The sequence below is a fragment of the Parabacteroides sp. PF5-6 genome (genome assembly GCF_029504695.1).
In the GTDB taxonomy this organism is placed as follows: domain Bacteria; phylum Bacteroidota; class Bacteroidia; order Bacteroidales; family Tannerellaceae; genus QVMG01.
Genome location: NZ_JAQFIN010000004.1, coordinates 96,660 through 108,866 on the forward strand (window position 1 = coordinate 96,660; position 12,207 = coordinate 108,866).

General features: G+C 48.8%; 10 protein-coding genes. 3 read left to right on the forward strand and 7 right to left on the reverse strand.

The features are described 5' to 3' along the window. Positions 1–17 precede the first annotated feature (17 nt). A complete protein-coding gene (locus M2133_RS06315; protein WP_277465183.1) occupies positions 18–335 on the reverse strand; it encodes an iron-sulfur cluster assembly protein in 318 nt (105 codons plus the stop codon). 1,132 nt (positions 336–1,467) lie between these two features. On the opposite strand from M2133_RS06315, the gene M2133_RS06320 reads away from it, so the two are divergent. Continuing rightward, a complete protein-coding gene (locus tag M2133_RS06320; RefSeq protein WP_277465184.1) occupies positions 1,468–2,373 on the forward strand; it encodes an Abi family protein in 906 nt (301 codons plus the stop codon). A 2-nt stretch (positions 2,374–2,375) separates the two neighbouring features. Here the strand turns inward: M2133_RS06320 and radC are convergent, their stop codons facing one another. The 6 genes from radC to rsmA all read right to left on the reverse strand — a co-directional run bounded on the left by radC (position 2,376) and on the right by rsmA (position 9,424). Further along, entirely contained in the window at positions 2,376–3,074 is a 699-nt protein-coding gene (gene radC, locus M2133_RS06325) for a DNA repair protein RadC (RefSeq protein WP_277465185.1), read from the reverse strand. 114 nt (positions 3,075–3,188) lie between these two features. Beyond that, a complete protein-coding gene (gene efp, locus M2133_RS06330; RefSeq protein WP_277465186.1) occupies positions 3,189–3,752 on the reverse strand; it encodes an elongation factor P in 564 nt (187 codons plus the stop codon). Positions 3,753–3,855: 103 nt separating this feature from the next. After that, positions 3,856–5,202 (reverse strand): magnesium transporter, encoded by a 1,347-nt coding sequence (mgtE, locus tag M2133_RS06335; RefSeq protein ID WP_277465187.1) that lies wholly within the window; start codon positions 5,200–5,202, stop codon positions 3,856–3,858. A gap of 12 nt (positions 5,203–5,214) precedes the next feature. Further along, complete coding sequence (locus M2133_RS06340; RefSeq protein ID WP_277465188.1) at positions 5,215–6,906, reverse strand: phosphoethanolamine transferase; 1,692 nt, start codon at positions 6,904–6,906, stop codon at positions 5,215–5,217. A gap of 2 nt (positions 6,907–6,908) precedes the next feature. After that, complete coding sequence (locus M2133_RS06345; RefSeq protein ID WP_277465189.1) at positions 6,909–8,609, reverse strand: phosphoethanolamine transferase; 1,701 nt, start codon at positions 8,607–8,609, stop codon at positions 6,909–6,911. Between the two features lie 17 nt (positions 8,610–8,626). Then, entirely contained in the window at positions 8,627–9,424 is a 798-nt protein-coding gene (gene rsmA / locus M2133_RS06350) for a 16S rRNA (adenine(1518)-N(6)/adenine(1519)-N(6))-dimethyltransferase RsmA (RefSeq protein WP_277465191.1), read from the reverse strand. A 96-nt stretch (positions 9,425–9,520) separates the two neighbouring features. Between rsmA and M2133_RS06355 the strand changes: the two genes are divergently transcribed. Then, on the forward strand, positions 9,521–10,513 hold the full coding sequence (locus M2133_RS06355; protein WP_277465192.1) for a lysylphosphatidylglycerol synthase transmembrane domain-containing protein: 993 nt from the start codon (positions 9,521–9,523) through the stop codon (positions 10,511–10,513). Between the two features lie 19 nt (positions 10,514–10,532). Then, complete coding sequence (locus tag M2133_RS06360; protein WP_277465193.1) at positions 10,533–11,987, forward strand: aminoacyl-histidine dipeptidase; 1,455 nt, start codon at positions 10,533–10,535, stop codon at positions 11,985–11,987. Positions 11,988–12,207 lie beyond the last annotated feature (220 nt).

The following is a 12,207-nucleotide window of genomic DNA, read 5'->3' on the forward strand; positions in this document are numbered from 1 at the left end:
ACTATTCTTCGTCTGATTCAGAGAAATCCCAGTTCCAGTTTCGCTTCTTCGGTCATCATGTCTTTGTTCCACTCGGGTTCAAAGACCAGGTTGATCTCCACACTTTTCACCCCTTCGACCGATTCGACCTTCATCCGCACATCCTCGACAATAAAGTCTGCCGCCGGACAATTCGGCGCCGTCAGCGTCATATCGATCTTCACGTGTTGCGCTTCGTCGACCTCTACCTTATAGATCAGCCCCAAATCAAATACATTGACCGGAATCTCCGGATCAAACACCGTTTTGAGCATGGCGACAATCGCCTCTTCCGTCTGGAGAAATTCGTTATTCATAAAATCTTCTTCTTCTTCTTTGCCGCAAAGATACAGCTATTTTGTCAGTAAATCACATCTCCCCGCAGGTTTGAATGCTTTGAGGGCTTCGCCCTACGCTATTGCTCCGAGGCCGTTGGGCTTTATTTAAGTATTGTGAAAAGTGAAGATTTGCGACTGTTGCTATCTTGGCTGGGGCTGACCCAAAAGTATAAGATATACTATCTCTGTGTCCTCGCCTGGTCAGGCGAGGGGGACCATCGCTTGCGATGGTGGAGTGGTTGTTTACACACATACCGTACTGAAGTACAGATTCTTGACAGAAAAGACAACCACCCCACCGCTACAAGCAGCGGTCCCCCCCGCCTGACCAGGCGGGGACACTTAGTTCGTATATCTGATACTTTTGAGTCAACCCCTACGGCGAGGTACGAGCCGGGAGGTGGTTAGATTCTTATATTGCTAATTAATAGTCACTTAAAGGATCTAACCACCCCACCGCTGCAAGCAGCGGTCCACCCCCTCCTTTTCAAAGGAGGGGAGCCGAGATAGTCCACTTGCTATTATCCTGCACCTTCACATCTTCTTCGATGCGAATGGACTTCGCGAATTTATAAATCACTGGAAATGAGTCATTAATATTCCCTTCAGAAACTACCGGTAGTTTGCGTACCAACTACCGGTAGTTTGGCGACAAAGTATTAGTAGTTTGCGCGCAAAGTACCGGTAGTTTACCACATAAAAGTTTTTAGTCCGGTCTTCACCTTTCACCTGGTCGCCAGATCCCTGTATTGATCAGCGTTTCGGGTGAAAGGTAAAGGAATACTTAAAAGAACGACAGACCTTCCCGGAAAAGGCCGGCGGCCTTTTGGAAAACTCCGGCAGCCTTTTCGGAAACCCTGCCGGCCTTTTGGTAAACTCCGGCGGCTTTTTTCGGGAAGCCTCCATCCTTCCCACAATTCTTCTATAAGCCTTCACCCGAAACACTGATCAATACAGGGATCTGGCGACCAGGTGAAAGGTGGAAGGGGGATAAAAATTTTTATGTGGTAATGAAATTGTCGAAAATCTTTCGTATATTTGTAGCCGTAGAACCCGCCCAGCCTCTTAATAATGCTCAAATCGGCGGGTCGTTTTTTTATATGTGATATGTATGACCAAAATATCTTATACAAAACACTGTTCCTTACCGACTGATTTAATCCTTTTATTAAAGGAGAGAGGACTCTCGTTTGTGGATGAAAAAAAAGCGATCAATTATCTTACCAATATCGGTTATTTCCGTTTAAGTGCATATTTAAGGCCTTTGTATAAAGAGCCGAAGTCTGCCCATATTTTTAAAGTCAATGCTACTTTTGAGAAAGTAATGGCTATGTATCGGTTTGATCGGAAGTTGAGAATATTGCTTTTCAATGAAATTGAAAAAATTGAAGTGGCCATCCGAAGTGCCATGTCTGATACGATAAGTAGGGAGTTGGCCAATGTGTTTTGGATGACAGACCGAAACAACTTCTCCAATCAATATTTTTTTGATGAAACATTAAATATCATCACCCATGAAATAGGAAAGACCAAAGAAGAGTTTATTTTGCACTTTAAGAAAACCTACAGTAATCCTTATCCTCCTGCGTGGATGATTGCCGAAATTCTTCCGTTAGGGGTTATATGCAGGATTTATCAAAACTTGAAAAAGGATAGTTTAAAAAAGAAAATAGCCCGTCAGTTCGGCTTGAATGTTCCGGTAATGACCTCTTGGATATTAGTTTTAGGCAATTTGAGGAATTATTGTGGGCACCACAGCCGCATTTGGAACCGTGAAATGGCAATCACTCCTTCTGAACTTCGAAACCCTATGTATAATTGGATCGATACAACGAAGACAGACAATCGACGATTGTATTGTCGTATCAGTATAATTAAGTATTACCTGTGTTCTGTTTCTCCGGAAAATACATTTAAGGCTAAGCTGAAAGATCTGTTTACTAAATTCCCGACAATTGACAGCGCCGCGATGGGCTTCCCTGAAGATTGGGAATCAGAATCTTTATGGGCTGAATAAATTCACAAACCCAGTCGTCCCTCGTCGGCGTAGCTGTAGTATTGGTTGTCGGAGATGATGATATGGTCTAAGAGGGAGAGGTTCATGAGTTTGGCGGATTGTTGCAGGCGTTGGGTGAGTTGGTCGTCCTGGGCGCTTGGGGCGAGGTTGCCCGAGGGGTGGTTGTGGAAGAGGATGATGCCGGAGGCCAGTGAGGTGATTGCGGCTTTGAGGATCAGGAGGATATCCGCTGAGGTCTCGCCGGTGCCTCCCTGGCTGATCTTTATTTTTTCGATGACTTTGTTGGCGCGGTTCATCAATAATACCCAGAGTTCCTCGTGCGGCAGATCGCACAAGAGGGGATGCATCAACCGGAAAGCATCATTACTGCTTCGGATGCTGTCGCGCTGGGGAATATCGGCGGCATTCCTTCTCTTTCCCAGTTCAAGGGCGGCGATGATAGACACGGCTTTGGCCTCACCAATGCCTTTGAAGCCGGATGTCAGTTCTTTGATAGAAAGTTTGCCTAAGGCATTCAGGTTGTTATCTACCGCGTGGAGGATACGTTGGGCAAGTTCGACGGCCGATTCCGTAGCATTTCCCGATCCGATCAGGATAGCCAATAGTTCGGCATCGCTTAGTGCGGCGACTCCTTTGCGGAGCATCTTTTCCCGTGGGCGGTCTTCTTCGGCCCAGCTTTTGATGGAGAGTTTTTTGTTCATAGGAAGGGGTTTTGTTAATTACGAATTACGAATTACGAATTAAAAATTACGAATTACGAATTACGAATAATTACCTTCTTTCTTCATTCGTAATTCGTAATTTTTAATTTTTATTTACTTCGCGCGGCCCACATAGGAACCGTTGCGTGTATCGATTTCGATCTTTTCGCCGGTGTTGATAAACAGGGGCACGCGTACTTCGGCTCCGGTTTCAACGGTGGCGGGTTTCAGGGTGTTGGTGGCGGTATCGCCTTTTACACCGGGTTCGGTATAGGTGATTTCCAGTACAACGTGGGCAGGAAGCTCGCAGGTCAGTACGGTTTCGCTGGCCGCGTGCACCATCGCTTCTACCATATCGCCGTCTTTCAGGAACTCTACGCCGTCGATCGATTCACCCGGGATGGTGATTTGTTCGAATGTTTCCGGATGCATAAAGTTATACCCCATATCATCCTTATACAGGAACTGGTACGGGCGGCGTTCGATACGCACTTCTTCTACCTTAACGCCTGAGTTCCAGGTTTTGTCGAGTACACGTCCTGTGGTTACGTTTTTCAGTTTGGTTCGTACGAAAGCCGGGCCTTTTCCGGGTTTAACATGAAGGAATTCCACAATGAAGTAGTAGGAACCATCTATGTCGAGACACATTCCGTTACGAAAATCAGCAGTTGTTGCCATACAATAGTCTTTATTTTGAATTAATAATTGCTTGTCAAATAGAATGCAAAAGTAGTGCATTCCCTGTAAACTCGCAATACCTTCGGTGCATTTCCTCTCTGGATCAGGACAATGACACGCAGATGAACATATAAATCATCATGCCGATAATGTCGTTCGTGATGGTAATGAAAGGGCCGGTAGCCAATGCCGGATCGATTTTGATGCGCTCCAATGCCATCGGGACCAATGTGCCGAACATACTGGCGAAGATCACCACGGCGAAAAGGCTGAGTGAGACGGAGGCCGTTACCACCCGGTCGCCCAAGGTAAAGAAGTTATAGATAAACACCACCAGACTGATGATGCTGGCATTGATCAGCGCCACGGCGGATTCTTTGAGCACCTGCGACCAGATCTCTTCTTTCTTCAACGATTTGTTGGCCAACCCTTGTACGACGATCGCCGAAGATTGGATCCCCACATTCCCGCCCGTTCCCCCGATCAATGGGATAAAGAGCGCCATCTTCGGGTTGGAGGCGATATTGGATTCGAAGCCACCCAGGATCATCGAGTTACCCAATCCGCCGATCATGCCGATCAGGAGCCAGGGCAAGCGCGCGGCGGTTTGCAGGAATACATTATCCGAGGTCTCCACGTCTTGCGAGATACCGGAAGCCAACTGGTAGTCTCTTTCGTGTTGTTCGCGCACTTCGTCCATGACGTCGTCGATCGTAATCCGCCCGATCAATCGTCCGATGCTGTCGATAACGGGCAGGGCTACCAGGTCATATTTCTCAATCGTCTGGGCTACCTCTTCGATGCTGTCGTTATCGTGGACCGCGATCGGATCTTTCTTCATCACGTGTTTGATCTTCGAGACCGATGGGTTGGTGATCAGCCGTTGCAACGGCAATACCCCGCGTAAGCGTTCATCATCATCGATCACATACACATAATAGATCTCGTCCATCTCCTCGGCTTGTTTACGCATCTCTTCGATACACTGGGGCATACTCCAATTCTCGTTGACCACGATCATTTCCGTACCCATCAACCCCCCGGCGGAGTCTTCGTCGTATTTCAAGAGGTCGACGATATCGCCCGCCTGTTCGATATCCTCGAGGTGGGAGAGGACTTCTTCCTGGGTGTCTTCATCCAGTTCACGGATCAGGTCTACCGCGTCGTCGGTTTCCAGGTAATCGATGAAACGTTTGGCGATCAATTCGGGCGGGAGTTCCTTCAACAGTCGTCCCCGCGCGTCTTCATCCAATTCCATCAAGACATCCGCCGCTTTATCTTCATCCATCAACGGATAGATATACGCCGTCTCCCGCAGGTCTAATTCGTCATAGATCTCCGCGATATCCGCAGGATGGAGCTCACTCAACAATAGCCGGATCTCTTTGTCGCTCTTCTCCGCTATTAAGTGTTTTATGTTTTCAAGATATTCCTTCGTTAGCTCGATCATCTTTCTTTGTTTTTAAAAATGAACACTCTGATTATCCGGCATGAGTACGTGTCTGATACTGTCTTGTTCAAACCGGGGCGAACTAAAGCTTTTCTCCAACGCTTCTCCGGGATAACGGATCGCCGCCAGGTCCAGGAGGGTATGGAAAAAGTGATCAGCACTTAACTTTTTATTCCGATGTTCATTCAGTTCTTTTCTTTTTTCCGGGAAAAGCTGATTATACTTTTCCGAAGTCCATACGAGAATCGGAATATAGATCTCGTATTCCGATAATTGTCCACCGCCATGCAAGATAAGATTATTCCCGTCATCATACAAATTTTCGGCATGATCGGAGATATAAAAAAACGTGCTGATCGCTTCTTCTTCTTTCAACCGTGCGATGATGGAGGAGAGGAGCCAGTCGGTGTACCGGATCGTATTGTCGTAGGAATTGACCAATACGGCTTTGTTGGAGGGCGTCAGCACAGACGTGCCGGAAGTCCCTTCGAGGGAGGGCGTGAAGACGTTGAACCGTTCGGGATACCGGAAATTATACCGGAAATGACTGCCCAAGGTATGCAGTACGATCAGTTGCTTCTCGTTCTTTTCCGCCAGAACCTTCTCGAGATGCGGCAACAGGTGTTCGTCGTAATTGGTCGACGCGTCGAAATCCGTGGTGGAGAAATAGGCATAGTCGGCCTCTTCCGCGATCCGTTTGATGAAGCGGTATTGGGAAGATTGGGTGGCCAGCCAAGCAGTCTTGAACCCACATTCGGCAAAGGCGTCGACCACGGTTTTCTCTTTATAACCCAACGACGGATCGAGCGGAGTCGCACGCGTCAGTAACAGAGGCAGGGCGATCTCCGTCAGGTTGGCGGTTGCCGTCGCATCCGAAAAAGAGATGAGCCCCTCTGTCTTTTCCAATAATGGAGTGGTTGGGCGTATATAGCCGTTGAGGGAGAAGTTGCCATAACGTGCCGATTCTCCGATGACGACAAGGTAGATCTCCCTTCCCTCTATGGCAGGGCGGGTCGCTTCGAAAGAGAAACCGGCCAGTTCTTCCTGCAGTTGCCGCATCTCCTGCCCGACGGCATAGGTGCGGTAGCTGACCGTGATCAGGTCGTACGGATAGATCTTCCGGTATTTCTTGGCAAAGTGTTGAGTCGCGTATGCCCAAGGCAATGGCGCCTCCATCCGGAAAGCCAGATGCAGCATCGCGCCATAGAGGAGAAGATTCCCGATCAGGCAGAGCGAAAATAACGCTGTCGCCGCTTGGCGTGTGAACAGGTAGCGGTTCTCGATTTTCCGGAAAGCGATGTAATAATATCCGGCAACGGCAAGGAGATAAAGCCATGCCGTGCCTTTCAATGAGTGGATCAACTCCCAGGCTTCGGCGAAGTTGGTATGAAGAATGGCCGATATAAATCCTTCCGTCACCGGCATCCCGTTGAGGATGATATGGGCGATCTCTATGGGAGAAAGTAACAGGAAAACCGACATCACGAGGAAGTAGGTCCGCAATTTGAGGAAGAACGCCGGACTGATCCAAAGGATAAGGGCAAAGCCGATGTAGGCGATCTGCATCGTGATCCGGCCGCTCAGGTCACTCAAAAGGAAAAGACCGGTCAGATTAGGTATGGCAAGCAAAAGGAATAACCCCATCACCCAACCGTAAGCGTTAGGGTTGAAGATGCGTTCCTTTATTTCTTTGAGTCGTTTCATCGTCAGTCTTTTATCTCCATGATGTATTTGTCCGGCGTCAGTACGTATCGTATGCTGTCGGGCTGAAAGTCAGGAGACGCGATACTCAATGCCACCTTCTCGTCCGGATAGCTTATATCGGCTATGTCCAACAGGGAATGGAAGAGGTTCGACGTACTGACCGCCCGGTCTTTATGGTTTTTCATCCGTTCCACCCGCTCCGGCCATTGCTCGATATAGGGCTTGGAAGTCCAGATAAACAGCGGGATATGGAGTTCCAGGTGGGTCGGTCGGGCATTGCCATGCACCGCCATCCGGGTGTCGTCGTCATAGATATTCTCCCCATGATCGGACAAGTAGATCATGGTGCTCACGGCCTCTTCCCGTTCCAGTCGGGTGATGACCTCGTTCAACATATAATCCGTATAGAGGATGCTGTTGTCGTAGCTGTTCACCAGTAACTCCCTGTTCTCGGCATTCAGGTTGTATGTCGTATTGTCGTGCAGAGCCGGGGTAAAGCGACAGAACGTCTCCGGATAGCGGGCGTTATACCGGAAATGGCTTCCCAGCGTATGGATCACGATGAATTGCTTGGCGTTCTTCTCTTGCAGAACCTCGTCGAATGGATCCAATAACTTGCCGTCGTAGCTGCTGGCGGCGTCGTAATCGGTCGTGGAGAAATACGTAAAGTCGGCCGATGCCGTTATCCGTTGGATAAACCGGTTGCTTACGGATTGATTGGCGATCCAGGCGACCTGGAATCCACATGCCTTAAAGACATCGGTCAATGCTTTTTCCTGGTGTGCCGTCTCCGGATCCAAAGGAGTGGCCCGGGTAAAGATCAGTTGCATCGCCGTATTGGTCAGGTTGGCGGTCGATAATACATCCGTATAGGCAATAAGATCCGTTTGCTTTTCCAATAGCGGACTGGTTGGGCGGTCGTATCCGTTGACCGAGAAATTGCCGTACCGGGCGGATTCGCCGACAACGAGTACGTAAATCTCCCTTTGCGGCAGTCGCTTTTGTTTCACTGCGCCAAAAGAGAAGTCTTTCAATTTCTCCTCCATCGCTTTGACCTCTTTGCGCGAGAGATAGACATCCGTACTTGCCTTGATCAGATCCAACGGATAGGTTTTGTTGTATTTGCTCTTGAAGTTTGAATTGGTTTCATGAAACCGGGAGATCGGATCCGCTTCATACCCGCTCAGTTGCCACATGGCCAGCCACAGGCAGAGGTTGAACAACAGAAAGAATCCGCCGGCTACCCTTTTACCCTTCCGCGTCAGTAAAGGCTTGTTCGTTATCCGGGTGAAAAGGATCAGGTAATAAAGAGCGATCACAAGAACGCCGGCGAAGAGATACGTTTTCAGGAAAGATAATAGTTCGATGGCTTCGGCTTGATTCGTTTGCAGGATGGCCGACATAAAGCCTTCGTTTACCGGCATCCGGTTGAGCACGATATGGGCGATTTCGATCGGGCCAAAGATCAGGCACAGGCTCAACAACAGAAAGTAAGCCCTTGCCTTCAGAAAGAAAGCGGGAATCAGCAGGATAATACCGGAAAAGAGGAGGTAGGCTATTTGTTTGATCCCGTTGCCCGTCAGGTCGCTGCCCAGGAAAGCCACAAAGAAATTCGGCGTTAATACCAACAGGAATAAAACAGCGATCCACCCGTAATGATGGGATGGAAATAGTGCTCTCCCTATTTTATCCGGTAACCTCAAACAGTGTACGTATTATATTACAGATTGTTCTCTTCTTTCAGCCACTTCTCTGTCAAGAGGGTTAATTCAACGAACTGATCGAAAGAAAGCTGTTCCGGCCGTTTGTCGAATACCGGTAAGGCGTAGTCGGGACAATCTTTCCCCAGAATCGGTTTCATCGAATTGCGCAGTGTCTTCCGCCGTTGGTTGAAAGAAGTCTTGACCACCGTCCGGAAGAGTTTCTCGTCGCAGCCCAGTTCCGTCCGTTGGTTGCGGGTCATCCGGATCACGGCGCTTTTCACCTTGGGCGGCGGATCAAACACTGTCTCACTAACGGTGAACAGGTATTCGATATTGTACCACGCCTGCAGTAAGACACTCGTAATGCCGTAGGTCTTGCTTCCGGGTCCTGCGGCGATCCGTTCGGCCACCTCTTTCTGGATCATGCCCGTGCAGCAGGGGATCAGATCTTTATAGTCTAATACCTTGAAAAAGATCTGGCTGGAGATGTTATAAGGATAATTGCCGGTCACGCAGAAAGGGCGGCCGTCGAAGACCTTCTGCAGATTGAGTTGCAGGAAATCATCGGCAATGATCCGGTCTTCAAGCGCCGGGAAATGTTGGTTGAGGTAATCGATCGAGTCCCAGTCGAGTTCGACTACCGTTAGGTCATGCCCTTTCTCCAACAGAAAACGGGTAAGCACACCGGTACCGGGACCCACCTCTAACACAGGCATGTGTTTGTACTCATCCAGTGTTCCGGCTATGCGCTCGGCAATCTGCATATCTTTCAGAAAATGTTGTCCGAGGGACTTCTTGGGTTTGACCGGTCTCATTGTACTTTTGGCAGCAAAATGTTTGTATTCAAATATAATGTTTATCTTTGCGGACGTACAAAAGTACAACAAATAATTAAATGAGCCTTATCAGGTATGGATTTTAAGAAAGTTCTCAATACCTCTTTCAAAGTATTAATCCCACTGCTTTTTGGCGGTTTGTTGTTATGGTATCTCTACAAGGATTTGGATATTTCGGATATATGGACAACAGTCAAGGTGGGTGTACGCTATGATATTATTCTTCTTTCTTTGTGTTTTGGGTTAATTGCCAATGTCATTCGCGGCTTGCGCTGGGAGCTTCTGATCGACTCGATCGGGGAAAAAGCCAAACGGGCGAATATCATCAATGCGGTGTTGGGAAACTACGCGCTCAACCTGGTCTTGCCCCGTGTCGGAGAGATCTGGCGTTGCGGCGCGATCACTAAATACGATAAGATCCCTTTCACCAAACTTTTCGGCACCTTGTTGATCGACCGCGTCTGTGACACGCTGACCGTCGGATTGATCACGCTTTTTATCTTTATCTTCAACTTCAGCTTTTTCACCAGTTTCTTCGCGCGTAACCCGGCCTTGATGGATGGGTTCTCGCAGATGTTCAACTCGATGTGGATCTATGTGACGGTGATCATTATCGGCTTGATTATCTGGTTTGTCTTTAAATATATGAGTAAGTTCACCCTGGTGCAGAAGGCTCAGGCGATGTTTAAGAATATCTGGATCGGCATCAAGAGCATTATGCTGTTGAAATATAAAGGCCGTTTCATCTTACAGACCATAGGCATCTGGGGTTGCTATTTCTTGTATTTCTATATCACTTTTTATGCGTTCGACTTTACCCGCGACCTGGGTGTGGGCGTTGGCCTGATCGCCTTTACGATGAGTAGTATCGGTGTGGCTGTGCCTGTGCAGGGCGGGATCGGCGCCTGGCACTTTATGGTGATCGCCACCCTAATGTGCTTCAATGTCAACGAAAACGACGCGGCAGCTTTTGCTTTTGTGGTGCATACGGTGCAGACTGTCTGGACCGGTCTTTGTGGTTTGATTGCCATTATTGCGTTGCCGATTATGAATAAGGAAAAGAAATAATAACTTAAAGAAAACTTTTATGTCAGCTGAAATCAAAGATCTATCGCCTAAACATGTGTGGAGTTACTTCTATGACTTAACTCAAATCCCTCGTCCGACCGGACAAATGGAGGCCGTAACCCGTTATGTAATGGACTTTGGCAAAAGTCTGGGCCTGGAAACCCTTCAGGATGAAGTAGGTAATGTCCTTATCCGCAAACCGGCTACCCCGGGCATGGAGGACCGTAAGACGGTAGTCCTGCAATCTCATCTGGATATGGTTCCCCAGAAGAACTCTTCGGTTAATCATGATTTCAATACCGACCCGATCGATGCCTATATCGATGGGGAATGGGTGACCGCCCGCGATACGACTTTGGGTGCCGACAACGGTATCGGAGCCGCTCTGGCGATGGCTGCCATGTCTGACAATACCTTGAAGCATGGTCCGCTGGAAGCTTTGTTCACCGTCGATGAAGAAGTCGGCATGGACGGCGCGATCGGCTTGAAACCCGGTTTCCTGAAAGCGGAGATCCTGATCAACTGCGACTCGGAAGAAGAAGGCGAACTCTTTGTCGGCTGTGCCGGTGGAGCCGACCTGAATATCTCTTTCCAATATAAAGACGACGCATACATCCCGGAAGGTGATGTGGCGGTCAAGATAAGCCTGACCGGCTTGAAAGGCGGGCACTCGGGCGTGGATATCCACCTGGGACGCGCCAATGCGAATAAACTCCTGTTCCGTTTCTTGAAAGAAGCGGTGGCCGATTACGGCGTACGCCTGTCGTCGGTCGATGGTGGCTCGTTGCGCAATGCAATCCCGCGCGAAGCTTTTGCCGTGGTTACGCTGCCGGAAGGTGAGACGGATAATTTCTGGGAACTGGTTTCCGACTATCAGGATCTCTACCGGGCGGAATATGCCGGTATCGAAAACAATATCACCTTTACGGCCGAGAAGGTAGAGACCCCGAACACCTTGATTCCCGAAGAGATACAAGACGACCTGATCAATGCCGTGGAAGGATGCCAGAATGGGGTGATCTCTATGCTGTCGGATTTCCCCGGCACGGTAGAATCTTCCTCCAACCTGGCGGTAGTCAAATCGACCGAAGGATTGATCGAAGTGAAGATCCTGGTGCGCAGCTCTTCCGAAAGCCGCAAAGCCTCCGTCTGCTCCAGCCTCGAGAGTGTATTCGCCCTGGCCGGTGCCAAGGTGGAAGAAGGCGGTGCCTATAACGGCTGGCAACCGAATATCAACTCCACGATCCTGAACGTGATGGCGAAGACCTACGAGGAACGCTACGGCAAGAAGCCGTCGGTCAAGGTCATGCACGCCGGCCTGGAATGTGGCATCATGCAAGGCGCCTACCCGACGATGGATATGATCTCCATCGGCCCGGACCTGGAATTCCCGCACTCGCCGGACGAACGCGTACGTATCTCGACCGTCGAAAAAGTTTGGGATTTCGTGAAAGCCACCCTCGAGCGCATCTGATTAGCGATTAGTGCCTCCTTAATCCGGAGGTATATAAACGGTATATAAAATGAATGGCGGGTGTATCAAAGCAATTTGATACATCCGCCTTTTTTATGCCCAAAAACCGCCATTTTTCCCCCTTGATTTCCCGTATTTATAAACGCCAGCAAATGAGCGTACTATAGGGAGTATTCATTTGTTGATAATTATCAACAAACAAATACTCCCCCGAATCTTC